Genomic DNA, 19,129 nt, shown 5'->3' with positions numbered 1-19,129 from the left:
GCACCGGCGCCGACGACGCCGGCGACGCCGCGGGGAAGCACCGTGTAACGATCGGATTAAGCGTGTCCGAGCGCCCCGCGAGGCGGCCCGCGCGCTCGGCTACTCTCGGTCCCGGCGGACCCGACCGCCGCAGGGGAGTGGGCGAGTGGCGAGGGTGAGGACCGGTTCGGCCGCGAGGACGCAGCGCGGCACCGCGGTCCGTCCGCCGCTCGCGGACAGCGGGCCCGTCGTGGCTCCCGCCGCCCTCCGGCGCCGTCTCGGCGACACCGCCGAGTCCCTGTTCCCGCTCGTCCTCGACGCCGCCGCGCTCGGTCGCGGCGGCCTCGGCGGACCCGAGCTGCTCGAGCGCTTCGCGGCCTGGGGCGGCGACGGCGTCGTCGTCGCCGACGGCTCTCCCGAGGGGGAGGAGCGGATCGGCGGCTGGCTCGCCGGGCACCGCGACCGCGACCGCTTCCGCCTGCTCGGCCGCCTCGGCGCCGCGCCGTCCGCCACGGCCTCGCCGCGCGCGCTGGTGACCCGGGTCGAGGAGTCGCTGCGGCGCCTCGGCATCGAGCGTCTCGACGTCCTCGCGGTCCGCCCCGACGGCGCCGGCCGGCTCGACGAGCTGCTCAGCGCCCTCGAGGTGCTGCTCGCCCGCGGCCTCGTCGGCACCGCGATCGCCTCCGGCTTCACCGCGGAGGAGCTCTTCGAGGCCCGGGTGCTCGCCGGTCACGGCCACCCGCGCCTCGCCGGCGTCGAGCTGCCCTACAGCCTCCTCGACAGCGCCCGGGCGGAGGGCGACCTCGGAATGGTCGCCGCCGGCCAGGGGCTCTCGATCCTCTCCTCCGCGCCGCTGGCGCACGGCTTCCTCGACGGCGTCGAGCGGGGCCGGCGGCGGCTCGGCCGGCTCCCCGACGGCGCTCTCGCCGCGGCCCACGTCGGTCGGCGAGGGCGCCGCGTGCTGGTCGCCCTGGACGCCATCGGCGCCGAGCTCTCGGCCGCTCCCGCCGCCGTCGCGCTGGCCTGGCTGCTCTCCCGCCGCGGAGTGACCGCCGCCGCCGTCACCCCGCGGTCCGCGGCCGACGTGGACGCGCTCGTGCGCGCCGTCACCCTCGAGCTGGACGACGGCCACCTGGCCGCCCTCGAGCGCGCCCGCCGCTGACGGGCCGCGCCGCCCCGCCGTCGTCCGGGTGGCCTAGGCTGTCCCGGATGAACCACGGCGTCGCACTCCCTCTCGAACAGCCGGAGACGACCATCGGGGCCGCCGGCGGCTCGCTGGTCCGCCGGACGGTCCTCTCCAGCGGTGTCCGCATCCTCAGCGAGGCGATGCCGGGGGCGCGCAGCGCGACGATCGGCTTCTGGGTCGCGGCGGGATCGCGGGACGAGGCCCCTGCCCTCCCCGCGCGCGACGGACTGCCCGCCGTGCCCTCCAACTTCGGCTCGACCCACTTCCTCGAGCACCTGCTCTTCAAGGGCACCGGAACCCGGTCCGCGCTCGACATCGCGGTGGCGTTCGACTCGGTCGGCGGCGAGCACAACGCGATGACCGCCAAGGAGTACACCTGCTACTACGCCAAGGTGCAGGACCGCGACCTGCCGATGGCGGTCGAGGTCATCGGCGACATGGTCACCTCGAGCCTGCTCGACGCGGGCGAGTTCGAGACCGAGCGGGGCGTCATCCTCGAGGAGCTCGCGATGGCCGACGACGACCCGGCCGACGTCGCCAGCGAGCGGCTCTTCGAGGCCGTCTTCGGCGACCATCCGCTCGGCCGCCCCATCGGCGGCACCCCGGCGATCATCGGCGAGGCCACCCGCGACGCCGTCTGGGCGCACTACCGGGCCGCCTACCGCCCGCGCGATCTCGTGGTCACGGTCGCGGGAGCGGTCGACCACGAGGTGCTGGTCGCCCAGCTCGAGCGCGTCCTCGCCGCCGACGGCTGGGACCTCAGCACTCCGGCCGCCCCCGTCGAGCGCCGGGTCGGCGGCTCGGCCGCCTTCACCCGCGGCACCCCGCTCTCGATCGTGCACCGCCCGACCGAGCAGGCGAACCTGCTGATCGGCTTCCCCGGGCTCGCCGCCGCGGACGAGCGCCGCATGACGATGGGCGTCCTCAACTCGATCCTCGGCGGCGGGATGTCCTCGCGGCTGTTCCAGGAGGTGCGCGAGAAGCGCGGCCTCGCCTACTCCGTCTACTCGTTCGCACCGTCCTACTCCGACGCGGGCCTCTTCGGCCTCTACGCCGCCTGCACGCCCTCGAAGGCGGGCACGGTCGCGGAGCTGCTGCTCGGCGAGGTCGCCCGGCTGGCCGAGCACGGCGTCACCGCCGACGAGCTCGCCCGCGCCCGCGGCCAGCTCTCGGGCGCCGCGGCGCTCGCCCTCGAGGACTCGGACACCCGGATGTCCCGCCTCGGCCGCTCCGAGCTGACCTTCGGCGAGTTCGTCGACCTCGACGAGAGCCTGCGTCGACTCGCCCTCGTCGGCGCGGAGGACGTCCAGGCACTCGCGGCAGACTTGGCCAGGGGGCCGTCGTCGATCTCGGCCGTCGGGGCGGTCGACGAGTCGACCTTCGCCGGCATCGCCGAGACCGAGAGCGCTCCCGCGGCCTGATCCGCTCCACGAACACCCGCTGACCGCGCACCGTCGCGCCGCACCAGGGAGGACCTCCGTGTCCCACTACATCTATCTCGTCCGCCACGGCGAGCAGCAGGACGCCGAGCACGGCATGCCCGACGGGCCGCTGTCGGCCAGGGGCGAGCGCCAGGCGCGCCTCATCGCCGAGCGCCTCGGCGGCGTCCCCTTCACCGGGGCGTGGCATTCGCCGCTGCGGCGGGCGGAGGAGACGGCGGCGCGGTTCCGCGCGGTCCTGCCCGGACTGTCGATCGAGCCGTCCTCGCTGCTGTTCGACTGCATCCCCTCCGGCCCGACGCCGGACATGCCGCGCGCCTTCGAGCCGTTCTTCGGCAGCGTCACGCCGGCCGAGATCGACGCCGGGCACGCGCAGATGCAGGACGCCGTGGCCGAGTTCCTCGCCCCGTCGCGCGAGGACCGCCACGACCTGCTGATCACGCACAACTTCGTCATCGGCTGGTTCGTCCGTCACGTCTTCGACGCCCCGGACTGGCGCTGGCTCGGCGTCAACCAGGCCAACTGCGGCCTCACCATCATCCGCGTGCGCTCGCGCAAGCCGCCGGTGCTGGTCGTCCACAACGACCTCGCGCACCTCCCCGTCGAGCTGCGCACCGGCCTCCCCGAGGCCCAGGCCTACTGACCCCGCCCTCCATGCTGATCGACCAGCCCGCACAGCGGGCGTATCGAGATCCACCCACCGACCGGCGTGGGTCTCGACACGCCCCTGCGTGCCTGCTCGACCAGCACGAGACGCGCCTTCCCAGTCCATGCTGATCGAGTAGCCCGCGCAGCGGGCGTATCGAGATCCACCCACCGTCCGGCGTGAGTCTCGACACGCCCCTCCGGACCTGCTCGACCACCATGAGCCACCCTCCGACACCGCCCGCACCCTCCCCGTCGGCAGCGGTCGTTAGGCTTGCACGGTGACCACCTCCGTCGCCGTCGTCGGTGCAACCGGCAAACTCGGCTCCCTCACCTGCTCGCTCCTCGAGGCGTCCGAGGAGTTCGACCTCGTCGCCCGCCTCGGCTCGCGCAGCGACCCCCGCGAGATGCTCGCCGCCGACGTCGTCGTCGACATGACGCTCCCCGCGGTCAGCCAGCAGATCGTCGACCTCGCCGTCGCGAACGGCCGGAAGGTCCTCGTCGGCACCTCCGGCTGGACCGGCGACCGCATCGCAGCTCTGCGCCGCAGCGTCGACGCTCAGCCCGGCGCCGGCGTCGTGATCATCCCCAACTTCTCGCTCGGCTCGGTGCTCGCCACCGCGCTGTCCACGGTCGCCGCCCGCTTCTTCGACGCGGTCGAGATCATCGAGACCCACGGCGCCCGCAAGGTCGACTCGCCCTCCGGCACCGCCGTCCGCACCGCCGAGCTGCTGCTGCGCGCGCGGGCCGAGCTGGGCCCCGTTCAGGCGCCGCACACCGATCAGCGCGCCCGCGGCCAGCAGGTCGCGAGCATCCCCGTGCACAGCCTGCGTCTGCCCGGCGTCGAGGCGCGCCAGGAGGTCGTCTTCGGCGGCACCGGCGAGACCGTCACCGTCCGGCACGACACCACGTCGTCCGCCTCCTACGAGGCGGGCATCCTCCGCGCCCTCGAGGCCGTCCGGACGACGACCGGCGTCGTCGTCGGGCTCGACGCGCTGATCGACCTCCGCGCGGCGTTCGACGCGGCACCCCTCGCCGAGCGGGTCCGCGACGAGCCCGCGATCCGCGACGACGCCCCCTCCGGTCAGGCCGCGGCCGCGACGAGCGCCCCGTGAGGACCCGCGTCGGCGTCGGCCTGATGGCGGTGCTCCTCGCGCTCTACCTCTTCGTCTGCCTGCAGTACTCCTACGTCGCCTTCGCCGCGGGCACCGTCCCCGGCATCGCGATGGGCGTCGGGCTGCTCGTGCTCGGCGGGGTGGGCGTCTGGGGTCTCGTGCGCGAGGTGTCCTTCGGCGTCCGGGCCGAGAAGCTGGCCCGCCGGCTCGAGGCGGAGGACGCCCTGCCGTCCGAGGTGCTCGAGTCGAGCGCGACCGGTCGGCTCGACCGCGCCGAGGCCGACGCCCTCTTCCCGCGCTACGCGGCCGACGTCGACGAGAACCCGGACAGCTGGCGCGCCTGGTACCGGCTCGGTCTCGCCTACGACGCCAGCGGTGACCGCAAGCGGGCCCGCGGCGCGATCCGCCGCTCGATCGCCCTGGAGCACGAGCAGCCCGTCTGAGTCGCGACGGCGATCAGACGGGCCTCCGGCTCAGGCCAGGACCCACTTCAACGCGTCGGCCACCGTGCGGTGGCGGAAGACGAAGCCGTCGTCCAGCAGTCGCTGCGGCACCATCTCCTGGCTCGAGAGCAGGAGCTCGTGCCCGGCGTCGCGGAGCGCCAGCTCGATGATCTTCTCCGGCACCGGCAGCTTGAACGGCCGGTGCAGCAGCTCGGCGAGAGTGCTCATCACGTCGTTCGCCGTCGCGGCCTCGGGCCCCGCGAGGTTCACCGGTCCGGACAGCGACGAGGTCAGCAGGTGGCGGATCGCGGCGGCCTCGTCGTAGAGGCTGATCCACGGCCAGACCTGCTCGCCGCCGCCGAGCGGTCCGCTCAGCCCGAGCTTCGTCAGCGGGAGCAGCGGCTTCAGCGCACCGCCCTGCCCGAGCACCAGCCCGGTGCGGATCATCGCGACGCGCGTGCTCTCGGGAGCGAGCAGCGCGGCCTGCTCCCAGCGCTCGACGACGTCGGCGAGGAAGCCGTCGCCGCGGGAGGACTCCTCCGTCAGCACCTCGCCGGGGCGGTCGCCGTAGTAGCCGACCGCGGACGCGTTCAGCAGGATCGACGGGGGAGTGGAGGCCATCCGCATCGCGTCGGTGATGGTCTGGGTCGCCTGCACCCGCGAGTCGAGGATCTCCCGCTTGTAGGAGGAGGTCCACGGGAGGCGGCTGATCGAGGCGCCCGAGAGGTTGATCACGGCGTCGACCCGGTCGAGCACGCTGAAGTCGAGCATGTGCGAGGCCGGCGCCCAGTGGAACTCGTCCGGGCTGGTCGGCGCGTGCCGGACGAGGCGGAAGATCTGGTGCCCGTCCGAGCGCAGCTGCCGCACGAGCTCCGAGCCGATCATGCCGCTCGCGCCCGAGATCAGCACCCGGAGGCGCTGCGGGGGAGCGGTCTCCTCCTGGGCGCGCTCCGCCGTGTGCGTCCCTGCCGCGTCGCCGGGCAGCGCCGACGACCGCTCGGCCGCGGTGCGGGTGGAGCGCCGGGGGGACTCGCCGGCGCCGCCGGTCCCGTCCTGATCCGAGTGACGTGCAGTCAATCCGCTCATGGTGCCTCCCGAGGCCCGTCGCGGGCCGCCCGCGAAGCGGGATTCAGCCTAGGGCCTCAGGCCCGGGAGCCGGCCGTGCGCCCGAGGACCCCGGCCCGCACCAGCAGGAGGTGGAGCTCGCAGCCCAGGCAGAGGCCGAAGGCCGCGTTGAGGAAGGCGGCGAGGAAGGCGATCGCTGCGGCGATCGGCACCGCACCGGGCACGCCTGCGAGGTGGAGAACGACGCCTGCGCCCGTGACGATCAGGCCGATCAGCTGCGCGAACCGCGGCGGGCGCGCGTCCTCCCACTCGGACGGGGGCGCGATGCGCGGCCGGACCAGCCTGCGGAAGACGACCGCCCACGGGCCGGAGCCGATGCCGCGGGCGGCGGACCAGGCGAACAGCGCGGCGATGACCGCGAGCAGCAGGAATCCGGGCTGGGTGAGACGCGCGGCCGCGGACTCCGTCGGCACCGGCGCCGAGAGGCCGAGCCCCACGGCCGCGAGCAGCAGCACGGCGGTGACGGACGCGGCGAACCGCGGTCCGCGCGGATCGACCGAGCCGGCGGGCGGGGTGGTGGTCATGCTGTCTCCAGTCGGTCGAGCTCGGCGACGACGACGGCCCGGGCCGGAGCACCGGCGATGCGGCTCCGGGGCACTCCGTCGGCGTCGAGGACGAGCAGGGTCGGGGTCTGCAGGATGCGGAAGCGGCCGGCCAGATCGGCCCGGCGGGTGAGGTCGACGTCCAGGTGCACGACGCCCTCGCGGCCGCCGGCGAGCTCGGCGAGCATCCGGTGCACGCCGGGGCAGCGGGCGCAGTGGTCCGTCGAGAACTGCACGACGGTGGCGCGCCGGCCGAGGACCGCGCCGTCGACGAGCTCGGCGGGATCGATGTGCTCGGCGGACGTCGCGGGCCGGGCGCGGACACGCCCGGCGGCACGTCGCAGCAGCAGCCCGAGGGCGGTTCCGAGCGCGACGAGTCCCAGCATGGCGGCCGCGATCCAGAGAGGGTCCACGCGATCACGGTAGGCGGCGACCGGGCTGCACGCCCTTCCATTGCGCTCTGCGTCGGAGGGCGGTGCTCTAGGGTCGAAGCCGTGACCGACCAGAGCGCCTCCGACAGCACCCCGATCTTCCGCTCCGATGTCGTCGTCGAGCTCGTCCGCTCCAGCGCCCACGACTCCGACGTGCTCTTCGCCGCCCGCGTCTCGACGCAGGGCGAGAAGACCCTCGCGGCCGCCCTCGACGAGGAGTCGGCCGACGCCGAGCTGCAGGGCAAGCGCGACCGCGGCCTGATCAACTACCTGATGCGCGACCGCCACGGCTCGCCCTTCGAGCACAACTCGATGACGTTCTACGTGCAGGCGCCGATCTTCGTCTTCCGCGAGTTCATGCGGCACCGCATCGCCTCCTACAACGAGGAGTCGGGCCGCTACCGCGAGCTCCGCCCCGTCTTCTACGTCCCCGGACCCCAGCGCAACCTCGTCCAGGTCGGCAAGCCCGGCGCCTACTCCTTCGAGCCCGGCACCCCCGAGCAGACCGAGCTCGTCGTCGCCGAGACCCGCCGCGCCAGCATCCAGGCCTTCGAGGCGTACCAGCGGATGCTCCAGGAGGGCGTGGCCCGCGAGGTCGCCCGCATCGTGCTCCCGCTGAACATCTACTCGTCGATGTACGTGACGCTCAACGCCCGTTCGCTGATGAACTTCCTCTCCCTGCGCACCAAGCGAGAGGACTCGACGTTCCCCTCCTTCCCGCAGCGCGAGATCGAGATGGCCGCCGAGCAGATGGAGCAGCACTTCGAGCAGCTGATGCCCCTCACCGCCGCCGCCTTCACCGCGAACGGCCGCGTCGCCCCCTAGCCGGCGCCCGGCACCCGCCGCCCCTGGCCCCGACCCCGCCCACCCCGCCGCCCCTCCTCTAGGCCCTGGTCCGATCTGCAGGCGCCGGTCCGTTCTGCAGGTCCTGGTCCGTTCTGCAGGTCCCGGTCCGTTCTGCAGGTCCTGGTCCGATCCGCAGGTCCTGGTCCGATCCGCAGGTCCTGGTCCGATCTGCAGGCTCCGGTCCGATCCGCAGGTCCTGGTCCGTTCTGCAGGTCCTGGTCCGCGCTGCAGGTCCGGGTCTGATCCGCAGGTCCTGGTCCGATCTGCAGGCGATCGGACGGCCGACCCGCCCCGAGGCGCGTGAGCCTGGCCGGGCGAGCTCGGATCGCCTGCAGATCGGACGTCGTCCCTCCGGACCTGGCTCCTCCACAGGAGCCGTACCCTCCCGTTCTCCACTGATCGGCGCACACGGAGCCCACGCCGCTTGCCCGCGGGACACGCTCGCCTGGTGCGCCCGTCCTCCAGCTCCGTCCTCCGCTCCGGCGGCCTCGTGAAGACCGAGCAGTTCCTCCGCGAGGGATCGACCGCCCGCGAGCTGCGCGATGCGGTGAAGTCGGGTGCGCTCGTCCGCATCCGGAAGGGCTGGTACGCCCTTCCCGGCGTCGACACCGGAGTCGAGCGGGCGTTCCGCGTCGGCGGAGTCCTCGCGTGCGCGAACGCCGCCGCCGCGCACGGGCTGTGGGTGCCGCGCTTCCGCGGCCTGCACGTCGCCGTCCGCGCTCACACCTCGCGACTGCGCGACCCGGACCGTCACACCGTCCGGCTCGTCCCGGATCCCGATGTCGTCGTCCACTGGTCGATGGAGGCGCCGCGCCCGTGCACGCTGGTGCAGGCGATCGAGGACTGCATCGTCGAAGCGGCGACCTGCCAGGGTGCTGAGTTCGCGTTCGTCCTCCTCGAATCGGCCCTGCACCGGCGACTCCTCGGCTCCGAGGGCAGATCGCGAATCCTGGCCCGCCTGCCGACGACGCTCCGGCGGCTCCTCCGCTGGGCCGGCGCGTCCTCCGAGAGCGGGCTGGAGTCGATGGTCGCCTTCCGGCTGCGTGCGGCGGGGATCGCGTTCCGCCAGCAGGTGCGCATCGGGCGCCGCCGCGTGGACTTCCTGCTCGGAGAGGTCCTCGCCCTCGAGGTGGACGGAGCCGCGTTCCACGAGGCGGACGGCGACAACGTGCGCGACGTCGAGCTCGGCCTGCTCGGCTACCGCGTCCGCCACTACCGCACCGCCCTCGTCCTCGACCAGTGGCACCTCGTGGAGGCGGACATCCTCGCCGCCCTCTCCCGCGGAGATCACGTCCGCAGCTGACGTCCTCCGCCGGCGGTCAGCGGGACAGGTCCGATCTGCAGGCGATCCGGCACCTGTGGACACACCCGGCGCGGGTCCGGGCCCGATCGGCCGGGCAGCACCTGCAGATCGGACCAGCGCCTGCAGATCGGACGAGCGCCTGCAGATCGGACGAGCGCCTGCAGATCGGACGAGCGCCTGCAGATCGAACCGGCACCCGCCGCCCTGCCCGGCACCGGCGGCGCAGAACCGCCGCGGCGCCCCGCCGCCGACCCGTTACCCTTGGCTCGTGTCAACTCCGGAGAATCCTTTCGGCCAGGTCCTGGTCGCCCTGGTCACCCCGTTCACCGCCGACGGCGAGGTCGACTGGCCCGGCGTCGAGAAGCACATCGACGACTGCATCGCCAAGGGCGCCGACGGCATCGTCGTCACCGGCACCACCGGCGAGACCAGCACGCTGACCGACCCGGAGAAGATCCGCCTCGTCGAGGTCGGCAAGGCGGTCGCCGCGGGCCGCGCGAAGATCATCACCGGCGGCGGCTCGAACGAGACCGCGCACGCGATGCAGCTCGCCCGCCAGAGCGAGAAGGCCGGCGCCGACGGCAACATGATCGTCACGCCGTACTACAACAAGCCGACCCAGGCGGGCATCCTCACTCACTTCCGGATGATCGCCGACGCGACCGACCTCCCGGTCATCCTCTACGACATCCCCGGCCGCACCGGCGTCCCCATCCGCTACGAGACGATCCTCCGCGCGGCGAAGCACCCGAACATCCTCGCCGTCAAGGACGCCAAGGGCGACCTCTCGGAGGTCAGCCGCGTCCTCAACCAGACCGACCTGATGTACTTCTGCGGCGACGACGCGAACGTCCTGCCCGAGCTCGCGATCGGTGCCACCGGCCTGATCGGCGTGACGGCCAACATCGCGGCCTCGCCCTACCGCACCATCGTCGACGCCGTGAACTCCGGCGACCTCAAGGCGGCCACCCTCGCGCACCAGCAGCTCGAGCCGCTCGTGCGCGCCGTGATGACCCACGTCCCCGGCACCGTCGCGGCGAAGTACATCCTGCACGGCCTCGGCCGCATCTCCTCGCCGCGCGTGCGCCTGCCGCTGGTCGGCCCCGAGGAGTCGGAGGCCGCCCTGATCGAGGACGAGCTCGGCCTCGTCCGCGACATCCCCGGCGTCGACTTCCGCAACTTCCGGCCCGACCGCAACGCCGCCGCGGGCGGCGCGCTGCCGAAGGTCGCCGGCACCACACGCTGACGCCGCACGAGCGGCACGGACGACTCCCGACCGAGGAAGAGGAGGGCGCATGCCCAGTCCCGTGATCACTCCTGCCGCGCTCGAGGCCGGCACGCTGCGGATCGTCCCGCTCGGCGGCCTCGGCGAGATCGGCCGCAACATGACGATCTTCGAGATCGACGGCAAGATCCTCGTGGTCGACTGCGGCGTGCTCTTCCCCGAGGAGAACCAGCCGGGCGTCGACCTGATCCTCCCCGACTTCGGCCCGATCAAGGACCGCCTCGACGACATCGTCGGCGTCGTGCTCACCCACGGCCACGAGGACCACATCGGCGCCGTGCCGTACCTCCTGAAGCTCAAGCGGGACATCCCGCTGATCGGCTCCACCCTGACGCTCGCGCTGGTCGAGGCGAAGCTGAAGGAGCATCGGATCAAGCCGTACACGCTCGCGGTGAAGGAGGGGGACGTCGAGAACCTCGGCCCCTTCGAGCTCGAGTTCGTCGCGGTCAATCACTCCATCCCCGACGCGCTCGCCGTCGCGATCATCACCGATGCCGGCTCCGTCCTGCACACCGGCGACTTCAAGATGGATCAGCTGCCGCTCGACGGCCGCATCACCGATCTCCGCGCCTTCGCCCGGCTCGGCGAGGAGGGCATCGACCTGTTCATGGTCGACTCCACCAACGCCGACGTGCCCGGCTTCACGCCCAACGAGCGCGACATCGGCCCGGTCATCGAGAGCGTCATCGCGAAGGCGACCCGACGGGTGATCGTCGCGAGCTTCTCCAGCCACGTCCACCGGGTGCAGCAGGTGCTCGACGCCGCGCACGCGAACGGGCGGCGCGTGGCGCTGCTCGGCCGCTCGATGGTCCGCAACATGGGCATCGCGGCCGACCTCGGCTATCTCAAGGTGCCGCAGGGCGTCCTCATCGACGTCAAGAAGGCGGGCGACATCCCCGAAGACCGCATCGTCTACATGTCCACCGGCTCGCAGGGCGAGCCGATGGCGGTGCTCAGCCGGATGGCGAACCTCGACCACCAGATCCAGCCGGGGGAGGGCGACACCGTCATCCTCGCGTCGAGCCTCATCCCGGGCAACGAGAACGCCGTCTACCGCGTGATCAACGGGCTGACCAAGCTCGGCGCGACCGTCGTGCACAAGGGCAACGCCAAGGTGCACGTCTCGGGTCACGCCGCGGCCGGCGAGCTGATCTACTGCTACAACATCCTGAAGCCCCTGAACGTGCTGCCCGTGCACGGCGAGTACCGCCACCTGGTCGCGAACGCGAAGCTCGCCCAGGCCACCGGCATCGCCGAGGAGAACACGATCATCGCCGAGGACGGCACGGTGCTCGACCTCCGCGACGGCGTCGTGACTGTGGCCGGCCAGCTCGATCTCGGCTTCGTCTACGTCGACGGCTCGTCCGTCGGCGAGATCACGGACGCCGACCTCAAGGACCGCCGCATCCTCAGCGAGGAGGGCTTCATCTCGATCATCGTGGTCGTGGAGGCGGGCACCGGCCGGATGGTCGTCGGTCCCGAGATCCACGCCAAGGGCTTCGCGGAGGACGACAGCGTCTTCGACGACGTCAAGCCGCGGATCGCCAGGGCGCTGGAGGAGACGGTGCAGAGCGGAGTGAGCGACCAGCACGCGCTCTCGCAGAGCATCCGCCGCGTCGTCGGCCGCTGGGTCAACACCACCTACCGCCGCCGCCCGATGATCGTGCCCCTCGTCATCGAGGCCTGACCCGCCGGAGCGGGGGCGCCCCGCGCCCTCCCCGCCGCTCCGCCCGTCCGCGGCCCCCGACCCGCCGCTCCCGCCCCCTGCCCCACCAGCAAGCACCCCGTCCCACCCCCACCGCGGGCTGCACGCCCGCACCGCATGCCAGACCCGAGCCCCCACGGAGACCTCGCATGGACCACTCGATCCGTCCCGCCCGCAGGGACGACGCCCCCTTCCTCGCCGACATGCTCGTCGACGCGGCGAACTGGAACTGGACCGCGGCCCGCACCCGCATCGACGTGCTCGAGGACGAGGCGACGCGCCGCTACGTCGCCGGCTGGCCCCGCCCGGGCGACCTCGGCTCGGTCGCCGAGACGGCCGACGGCGAGCGGATCGGCGCCTGCTGGTTCCGGCTGTTCAGCGCTGCGGTGCCCGGCCGCGGCTTCGTCGCGCCGGGAGTGCCGGAGCTGACCCTCGGAGTGCGCCCGGTCTGGCGCGCGCAGGGCGTGGGCCGCGGCCTGCTCCGCGCCGCGCTGCAGCAGGCGCGCGCCGCCGGCTACGCGCGCCTCTCGCTCAACGTCTCCACCGACAACTTCGCCCGCAGGCTCTATCGGAGCGAGGGGTTCAGCGCCGTCGAGGACCGGGGCGACGCGGAGACGATGGTGGCGACCCTGCGCTGAGCGGAGCCGCGCGCTCCCTCCCGCCCTCGCGGGCCTCGCGGCGCGGGTCCGCGGCGATGACGGAGGCGGCGGGTACGGTGGCCCTATGGCGACCACTCCGAAGACGACCTCCCGCGCGAAGGCGGGCGCCCCCGCGCGCTCGGGCACCCCGCGCTCCGGCCGCGGCTCCGGGCGCGCATCCTCCGAGAAGAGCACGGTCGCGTTCAGCTCGGCCCCGCGCACGAACCCGCTGGTCACCGTCTGGATGGCGCTCGCGCACCTGGCCGGCGGCGCCGCGCGGGCACTCGGCCCCGAGCGCCTCGCGAAGGAGGAGCGCCGCGACGGCGTCCCCTTCCTGCTCCTGCTGCTCGCGATCGCCGGCGCCGTGGTCGAGTGGTTCCTCGCGACGGACCCGGTCGCCCTGGTGCTCGACGCCTGGAGCTTCGGCGGGCTGTTCGGCCGCGTCGCCTACGTGCTCCCCGTGGTGCTGCTGCTCTTCTCGCTCTGGCTCTTCCGCCACCCCCGCTCGGTCGACGACAACGGCCGCATCGGCGTCGGTCTCGCCGTCCTGCTGATCTCCTCGGCCGGCCTCTGCCACGTGCACCTCGGCTCGCCGATGCCCGGCTCCGGCATCGAGCAGATGGCCGCCGCCGGCGGCGTGCTCGGCTGGCTCGTCGGTGCGCCCCTGGCGGCGCTCGCGACGGTGCCGGGTGCCACGGTGCTGCTCGCGCTGGTCGTCCTGCTCTCCCTGTTCATCATCACCAAGACCCCGCCGAACCGGATCGCGGCCCGCTCGCGCGAGCTCTACGGCTACCTCTTCGGCGCCCCCGTCCTCGACGACGAGGAGCGCGCACGGCTGAAGGCCGAGAGGGCCGCCGCCAAGGCGGCCGCGAAGGCCGAGAGCGAGAAGGCCGACGACGAGCAGGAGGAGGGCGGCGAGCTGCCCTGGTGGCGCCGCACCGACTCCGGCCGCGAGGACGAGCCCACCGTGCAGGCCGAGCTGCCGATCGACGCGCTCGGCGACGAGGACGACGAGCCCCGGGGCCGGAAGCGACGCGGTCGGGGCAAGGGCTTCGACACCGCACTCGAGGAGCCCGCGTCCGAGGACCGCGAGGACGCCCACCCGCCGACCCGCTCCTACGCGACCGAGGTCGTCTCCGAGGCGGAGTCGGCCGAGGCCGCGCTCGCCCGCCACGATCAGACCGCGACCACCCGCATCCCGCTGGGCGTGGTCGACGACGACGCCACCGGCGTCATCACCCTCGACGACCTCGACGTCGCCCCGGCCGTCCCGCTGCCGCCCGTCATCGAGACGGGCCCCATCGCCCCGGTCGACGCCGACTCGACCGCCGGCTTCGACTCCTCCTTCGAGGAGGACACGCCCTACCGCCTGCCCTCGGCCTCTGCGCTGTCCACGGGCACGCCGTCGAAGGCGCGCTCCGCCGCGAACGACGAGATGGTCCGGGCGCTCACCGAGGTGCTGCAGCAGTTCAACGTCGACGCGACGGTGACCGGCTTCTCCCGCGGCCCGACGGTGACCCGCTACGAGATCGAGCTCGGCCCCGGCGTCAAGGTCGAGCGCGTCACCGCGCTGAGCAAGAACCTCTCCTACGCGGTCGCCAGCAACGAGGTGCGGATCCTCTCGCCCATCCCGGGCAAGAGCGCGATCGGCGTCGAGATCCCGAACACCGACCGCGAGATCGTCTCCCTCGGCGACGTCCTGCGCTCCGCGGCGTCGACCACGTCCTCGCACCCGATGACGATCGGCGTCGGCAAGGACGTCGAGGGCGGCTACGTCGTGGCCAACCTCGCCAAGATGCCGCACCTCCTGGTCGCCGGCTCGACCGGCTCCGGCAAGTCCAGCTTCGTGAACTCGATGATCACGAGCCTGCTGATGCGCGCCAGCCCGCAGGACGTCCGCATGGTCCTGATCGACCCCAAGCGCGTCGAGCTCACGATCTACGGCGGCGTCCCGCACCTCATCACGCCCATCATCACGAACCCCAAGAAGGCCGCCGAGGCGCTCCAGTGGGTCGTGAAGGAGATGGACATGCGCTACGACGACCTCGCGTCGTTCGGCTACCGGCACATCGACGACTTCAACGCGGCGGTGCGCAGCGGCGAGATCAAGCTCCCCGCCGGCAGCAACCGCGTGCTGCGGCCGTACCCGTACCTCCTGGTGGTCGTCGACGAGCTCGCCGACCTGATGATGGTCGCGCCGCGCGACGTCGAGGACTCGATCGTCCGCATCACCCAGCTCGCCCGCGCCTCCGGCATCCACCTCGTGCTCGCCACCCAGCGGCCGAGCGTCGACGTCGTGACCGGCCTGATCAAGGCCAACGTGCCGAGCCGCCTCGCCTTCGCCGTCACGAGCGTCACCGACTCGCGGGTCATCCTCGACCAGCCCGGCGCGGACAAGCTCATCGGCCAGGGCGACGGCCTGTTCCTGCCGATGGGCACGAACAAGCCGATGCGCGTCCAGGGCGCCTGGGTGCGCGAGGAGGAGATCGCCAAGGTCGTCGAGCACGTCACCCGCCAGGCCCAGCCCGAGTACCGCCAGGACATCACGGTGCAGGCGCAGCGGAAGGAGATCGACTCCGACATCGGCGACGACCTCGAGCTGCTGATGGCCGCCGCGGAGCTCGTGGTGAGCACCCAGTTCGGCTCGACCTCGATGCTGCAGCGCAAGCTGCGCGTCGGCTTCGCGAAGGCCGGACGCCTGATGGACCTGCTCGAGTCGCGCGAGGTCGTCGGCCCCTCCGAGGGCTCGAAGGCCCGCGACGTGCTGGTGACCGCCGAGCAGCTGCCCGGCGTCCTCGCCCGCATGCGCGGCGAGGAGCCAGGCGAGCACGCGGCCCAGCCGTCGCCCGCCGCGCCCGACGCCTACGCGGACCCGCTCGCCGAGCCCACCGGCCCGGCGGCGACCGATTACCACGACGACGACGAGGGCTCCGACGACGACGCCTGGGCCCTCACCGGACGCGACTGAGCGATGACCCGACCGCACGCGAGGACCCCGAGGAACGGCGCACACCGATGACCAGCCCCACCGCACGCTCCGACGCGGCGCCGAGCAACTGGAACCTGCCCAACGCGATCACGGTGGTGCGCATCCTGCTCGCCCCGGTCTTCTTCTGGCTGCTGCTGGCGGACGGCGGCGAGGACGGCGGCGTGCGCATCGCCGCCGCGCTGCTCTTCATCGTCGCGATCGCCACCGACGGCATCGACGGTCACATCGCCCGCAGCCGCGGGCTCGTGACCGACCTGGGCAAGCTGCTCGATCCCATCGCCGACAAGGTGCTGACCGGAGCGGCGCTGGTGGGTCTGTCGATCCTCGCCGAGCTGCCGTGGTGGGTGACGATCGTCATCCTGGTCCGCGAGGTCGGCATCACCGTCTTCCGGATGGCCGTGCTCTCCGATCGGGTGATCCCCGCCTCCCGCGGCGGCAAGCTCAAGACGATCGTGCAGTCCGTCGCGATCTCGCTCGCGCTCCTGCCGCTCTGGACCTTCCTCGGCGAGTGGGTGCACTGGCTGAACGGCCTCACGATGACCGCCGCGGTGATCCTCACCGTGGCGACCGGCATCGACTACCTCGCCGACGCGGCGCGCCAGAGCCGGGCCGCCCGCGGGCGCCGATGAGCGCCGAGCGGCTGCTGCTCGCGCTCCGGGAGCGCGGCCTCGCCCTCGCGGTCGCGGAGTCGCTCACCGGCGGTGCGCTGAGCTCCGCGCTGGTCGAGGTTCCCGGCGCCTCCGCCGTCTACCGCGGGGGAGTGGTGCCCTACGCCACCGACCTGAAGCACCGCCTCCTCGGCGTCGACGCCGGCCTGCTCGAGCGGGAGGGGCCCGTCGACCCCGACGTCGCCGTGCAGATGGCGCGCGGCGTCGCCCGGCAGCTCGGGGAGCCCGGAGCGCGCACCGTCGGGGTGTCGACGACCGGAGTCGCCGGGCCGGAGCCGCAGGGCGGATCCGCGGTCGGCACCGTGTTCGTGGCCGCGGTGCTCGACGGAGTCGAGCTGGTGCGCGAGCACCGCTTCGACGGCGGACGGCCCGAGATCCGCGCCGCCTCCGTGGCCGCGGCGCTCGCTCTGGCGCTCGAGCTCGTCGCCTCGTCCGAGTGACGTCCGCGAGTCCCTGAACCCGTCCGGAATCCTGGAATGCAGGGGGTTTCGGCCGGGTTACATCTGACGTCGCTCACACGCAAAGTCCAGTCATCCGGTATTAGAGTCGACTCACACGAGCCGGGTAGTGAACAGCTATCCGGCTCTCTCGTACACTTCCCCTTCGAATTCGTGCTCCGGCATTGATCGAAGCGGTGCGCGAGAAGCGGTTGACGTGGAGAAGGAGGGTCCAGTGGTTCTAGTTCGTCAGGAGATCGGCGATGTCCTCAGGGACTTTCGCCTGCAGAAAGGTCGCACCCTGCGCCAGGTGGCGAGCAAGGCGAGTGTCGCTCTCGGCTATCTCAGCGAGGTCGAGCGCGGTCAGAAGGAGGCGTCGTCCGAGATCCTCGCCTCGGTGGCCGACGCACTCGACACCCCGATATCGGTGATCATGCGCGAGGTCGGCGACCGTCTCGCCGTCATCGAGGGGATCGACACGATCCCCGACACCATCCCGGCCGACATGGTCGCCGGGTTCGACGCGGACCTCGTCACGCAGTAGCGAGTCCGTCCACCCTCCCACCCACCGCACCCGCATCTCGCGAAGGGCGCCCGAGCTCCGGCTCCGGCGCCCTTCGTCGTTCCCGGCGGTGGTGCTCGCCCGTGCACTCCAGACCGTCGGCCCGCGCACCGGAACGGGTTGTTACCGTGGACGCATGCGCCTGAGCGAGTTCCAGCAGCTGGTCGACGACGAGTTCGGCCCCGCCTACGCGCGCGTGCTCGTCTCGGACCTCGTGCTGACCGAGCTCGGCGGGCGGACCGCGCAGAAGGCCCTCCGCGACGGCGCGGAGCCCCGCGAGGTGTGGATCGCGCTCTGCCGCGCGAACGACGTGCCCGAGGGCCGCTGGCACGGGATCGATCCGGCGAAGCGCCGGCACTGACGGCTCTCGGGGACACCCGGACAGACGCGCGCCGAAGTCGTGTTCGACACGCCGGGCGCGCCACCATCGAATCCCTGTTCGAACGGGTCTAAGCTCCTCACCAGAAGCAGGATCGCCTCCGTCTCCACGGAAGCGGTCCGGCTCGGCGCCGATGTCGGTGGTCGGGCCTACCGTCGACAGCACGTCATCGGACTGCTTCACCGCCTTGTCGCAACCGGCCGGGACCGCATCCGCAGGCATTCGCCCGCGGACGGTGCCCGGTACGACACGACAGCCTGTAGGCGATACCACCACGACACGAGAGCGAGACGGCCATGCCCAGTTCCTCAGACCGCGAGAAGTCCCTCGAGACCGCACTCGCCCAGATCGACCGCCAGTTCGGCAAGGGCGCCGTCATGCGCCTCGGCAGCGACGAGCGCGCTCCCGTCGAGGTGATCCAGACCGGCTCGATCGCGCTGGACGTCGCGCTCGGCATCGGCGGGCTCCCGCGCGGCCGCATCGTCGAGATCTACGGCCCCGAGTCCTCGGGAAAGACGACCCTCACCCTGCACGCGATCGCCAACGCGCAGCGCAACGGCGGCATCGCGGCGTTCATCGACGCGGAGCACGCCCTCGACCCCGAGTACGCGAAGAAGCTCGGCGTCGACATCGACTCTCTCCTCGTGTCGCAGCCCGACACCGGTGAGCAGGCGCTCGAGATCGCCGACATGCTCGTGCGCTCGGGCTCCATCGACCTCATCGTCATCGACTCCGTGGCGGCCCTCGTGCCCCGCGCCGAGATCGAGGGCGAGATGGGCGACTCGCACGTCGGCCTCCAGGCCCGCCTCATGTCGCAGGCCCTGCGCAAGCTCACCGGTGGGCTCAACACCACCAACACCACGATGATCTTCATCAACCAGCTCCGCGAGAAGATCGGCGTCTTCTTCGGCAGCCCCGAGACCACCGCGGGCGGCAAGGCGCTCAAGTTCTACGCCTCGGTCCGCCTCGACATCCGCCGCATCGAGACGCTGAAGGACGGCACCGACGCGGTCGGCAACCGCACCCGCGTCAAGGTCGTCAAGAACAAGATGGCGCCGCCGTTCAAGCAGGCCGAGTTCGACATCCTCTACGGCATCGGCATCTCCCGAGAGGGCAGCCTGATCGACTTCGGTGTCGAGCACGAGATCGTCCGCAAGTCGGGCGCCTGGTACACCTACGACGGCGACCAGCTCGGCCAGGGCAAGGAGAAGGCGCGTCAGTTCCTCATCGACAACCCCGACATCGCGGCCGAGATCGAGAAGCGCATCCTGATCAAGCTCGGTGTCGTGGCCGACCCCAACGCGGTGGCCGACGTGACCCCGGTCGCGATCGAGACGAAGCAGCCGGTCCGCGAGACCAAGGCGCCCGTCCGGAAGGGCGCGTAGCCCGTGGGGGAGTGGGCCGCGGAGGAG

The 19,129-nt window shown here is 72.6% G+C and carries 19 protein-coding genes; 16 read left to right on the top strand and 3 right to left on the bottom strand.

What is annotated here, in order from left to right:
- Positions 1-154 precede the first annotated feature (154 nt).
- The 5 genes from HQQ82_RS15470 (at position 155) to HQQ82_RS15450 (ending at position 4,807) form a co-directional block, all read left to right on the top strand.
- Complete coding sequence (locus tag HQQ82_RS15470; protein ID WP_173234801.1) at positions 155-1,141, top strand: aldo/keto reductase; 987 nt, start codon at positions 155-157, stop codon at positions 1,139-1,141.
- A 47-nt stretch (positions 1,142-1,188) separates the two neighbouring features.
- Positions 1,189-2,586 carry a pitrilysin family protein gene (locus tag HQQ82_RS15465; RefSeq protein WP_173234799.1) on the top strand — a complete coding sequence of 466 codons (1,398 nt, stop codon included), beginning with the start codon at positions 1,189-1,191 and terminating at the stop codon, positions 2,584-2,586.
- A gap of 58 nt (positions 2,587-2,644) precedes the next feature.
- Positions 2,645-3,247 (top strand): histidine phosphatase family protein, encoded by a 603-nt coding sequence (locus HQQ82_RS15460; protein WP_173234797.1) that lies wholly within the window; start codon positions 2,645-2,647, stop codon positions 3,245-3,247.
- 283 nt (positions 3,248-3,530) lie between these two features.
- Entirely contained in the window at positions 3,531-4,364 is an 834-nt protein-coding gene (gene dapB, locus HQQ82_RS15455) for a 4-hydroxy-tetrahydrodipicolinate reductase (RefSeq protein ID WP_173234795.1), read from the top strand.
- Entirely contained in the window at positions 4,361-4,807 is a 447-nt protein-coding gene (locus HQQ82_RS15450) for a hypothetical protein (RefSeq protein WP_173234793.1), read from the top strand. Before dapB ends, HQQ82_RS15450 begins: the two co-directional genes overlap by 4 nt.
- 30 nt (positions 4,808-4,837) lie before the next feature.
- On the opposite strand, the gene HQQ82_RS15445 is transcribed toward HQQ82_RS15450, so the two are convergent.
- The 3 genes from HQQ82_RS15445 to HQQ82_RS15435 form a co-directional block, all read right to left on the bottom strand.
- Entirely contained in the window at positions 4,838-5,716 is an 879-nt protein-coding gene (locus HQQ82_RS15445) for a TIGR01777 family oxidoreductase (protein ID WP_367947990.1), read from the bottom strand.
- A 233-nt stretch (positions 5,717-5,949) separates the two neighbouring features.
- Complete coding sequence (locus HQQ82_RS15440) at positions 5,950-6,456, bottom strand: DUF4395 domain-containing protein (RefSeq protein ID WP_173234790.1); 507 nt, start codon at positions 6,454-6,456, stop codon at positions 5,950-5,952.
- A complete protein-coding gene (locus HQQ82_RS15435) occupies positions 6,453-6,887 on the bottom strand; it encodes a thioredoxin family protein (RefSeq protein WP_367947966.1) in 435 nt (144 codons plus the stop codon). Before HQQ82_RS15435 ends, HQQ82_RS15440 begins: the two co-directional genes overlap by 4 nt.
- An 81-nt stretch (positions 6,888-6,968) precedes the next feature.
- Between HQQ82_RS15435 and thyX the strand changes: the two genes are divergently transcribed.
- The 11 genes from thyX to recA all read left to right on the top strand — a co-directional run bounded on the left by thyX (position 6,969) and on the right by recA (position 19,102).
- Positions 6,969-7,730: an FAD-dependent thymidylate synthase gene (gene thyX, locus HQQ82_RS15430; RefSeq protein ID WP_173234788.1), complete on the top strand. Its 762-nt coding sequence runs from the start codon at positions 6,969-6,971 to the stop codon at positions 7,728-7,730.
- A gap of 469 nt (positions 7,731-8,199) precedes the next feature.
- Entirely contained in the window at positions 8,200-9,054 is an 855-nt protein-coding gene (locus tag HQQ82_RS20405) for a type IV toxin-antitoxin system AbiEi family antitoxin domain-containing protein (RefSeq protein ID WP_173234787.1), read from the top strand.
- A gap of 268 nt (positions 9,055-9,322) precedes the next feature.
- The gene (gene dapA / locus HQQ82_RS15420; RefSeq protein ID WP_173234785.1) at positions 9,323-10,300 is read left to right on the top strand and encodes a 4-hydroxy-tetrahydrodipicolinate synthase; all 978 of its coding nucleotides are present in this window, start codon (positions 9,323-9,325) and stop codon (positions 10,298-10,300) included.
- A gap of 49 nt (positions 10,301-10,349) precedes the next feature.
- A complete protein-coding gene (locus HQQ82_RS15415) occupies positions 10,350-12,026 on the top strand; it encodes a ribonuclease J (protein WP_173234783.1) in 1,677 nt (558 codons plus the stop codon).
- A gap of 167 nt (positions 12,027-12,193) precedes the next feature.
- Complete coding sequence (locus HQQ82_RS15410) at positions 12,194-12,682, top strand: GNAT family N-acetyltransferase (protein WP_173234781.1); 489 nt, start codon at positions 12,194-12,196, stop codon at positions 12,680-12,682.
- An 85-nt stretch (positions 12,683-12,767) separates the two neighbouring features.
- On the top strand, positions 12,768-15,650 hold the full coding sequence (locus HQQ82_RS15405; protein WP_173234779.1) for a DNA translocase FtsK: 2,883 nt from the start codon (positions 12,768-12,770) through the stop codon (positions 15,648-15,650).
- Positions 15,651-15,697: 47 nt separating this feature from the next.
- Entirely contained in the window at positions 15,698-16,300 is a 603-nt protein-coding gene (pgsA, locus tag HQQ82_RS15400) for a CDP-diacylglycerol--glycerol-3-phosphate 3-phosphatidyltransferase (RefSeq protein ID WP_173234777.1), read from the top strand.
- Positions 16,297-16,779, top strand: coding sequence for a CinA family protein (locus HQQ82_RS15395; RefSeq protein ID WP_173234775.1), 483 nt, complete (start codon positions 16,297-16,299; stop codon positions 16,777-16,779). Before pgsA ends, HQQ82_RS15395 begins: the two co-directional genes overlap by 4 nt.
- Positions 16,780-17,011: 232 nt before the next feature.
- Positions 17,012-17,320 (top strand): helix-turn-helix domain-containing protein, encoded by a 309-nt coding sequence (locus HQQ82_RS15390; RefSeq protein WP_068207524.1) that lies wholly within the window; start codon positions 17,012-17,014, stop codon positions 17,318-17,320.
- A 154-nt stretch (positions 17,321-17,474) separates the two neighbouring features.
- On the top strand, positions 17,475-17,699 hold the full coding sequence (locus HQQ82_RS15385) for a DUF3046 domain-containing protein (RefSeq protein WP_173234773.1): 225 nt from the start codon (positions 17,475-17,477) through the stop codon (positions 17,697-17,699).
- Between the two features lie 314 nt (positions 17,700-18,013).
- The gene (recA, locus tag HQQ82_RS15380) at positions 18,014-19,102 is read left to right on the top strand and encodes a recombinase RecA (RefSeq protein ID WP_216848673.1); all 1,089 of its coding nucleotides are present in this window, start codon (positions 18,014-18,016) and stop codon (positions 19,100-19,102) included.
- Positions 19,103-19,129 lie beyond the last annotated feature (27 nt).

Origin of the sequence: Rathayibacter sp. VKM Ac-2856, assembly GCF_013205055.1 — a bacterium.
Classification (GTDB): Bacteria; Actinomycetota; Actinomycetes; order Actinomycetales; family Microbacteriaceae; genus Rathayibacter.
Note: the sequence above shows the minus strand (reverse complement) of the source record. Positions and strands in the feature narration are given on the sequence as shown.

Excerpts from the sequence above, each read along its gene's own strand:
- pgsA (WP_173234777.1), top strand. The coding sequence starts at position 15,698 with ATGACCAGCCCCACCGCACGCTCCGACGCGGCGCCGAGCAACTGGAAC.
- HQQ82_RS15385 (WP_173234773.1), top strand. The coding sequence starts at position 17,475 with ATGCGCCTGAGCGAGTTCCAGCAGCTGGTCGACGACGAGTTCGGCCCC.
- HQQ82_RS15440 (WP_173234790.1), bottom strand. The coding sequence starts at position 6,456 with ATGACCACCACCCCGCCCGCCGGCTCGGTCGATCCGCGCGGACCGCGG.
- recA (WP_216848673.1), top strand. The coding sequence starts at position 18,014 with ATGCCCAGTTCCTCAGACCGCGAGAAGTCCCTCGAGACCGCACTCGCC.
- HQQ82_RS15405 (WP_173234779.1), top strand. The coding sequence starts at position 12,768 with ATGGCGACCACTCCGAAGACGACCTCCCGCGCGAAGGCGGGCGCCCCC.
- HQQ82_RS15410 (WP_173234781.1), top strand. The coding sequence starts at position 12,194 with ATGGACCACTCGATCCGTCCCGCCCGCAGGGACGACGCCCCCTTCCTC.
- HQQ82_RS15465 (WP_173234799.1), top strand. The coding sequence starts at position 1,189 with ATGAACCACGGCGTCGCACTCCCTCTCGAACAGCCGGAGACGACCATC.
- HQQ82_RS15415 (WP_173234783.1), top strand. The coding sequence starts at position 10,350 with ATGCCCAGTCCCGTGATCACTCCTGCCGCGCTCGAGGCCGGCACGCTG.
- HQQ82_RS15395 (WP_173234775.1), top strand. The coding sequence starts at position 16,297 with ATGAGCGCCGAGCGGCTGCTGCTCGCGCTCCGGGAGCGCGGCCTCGCC.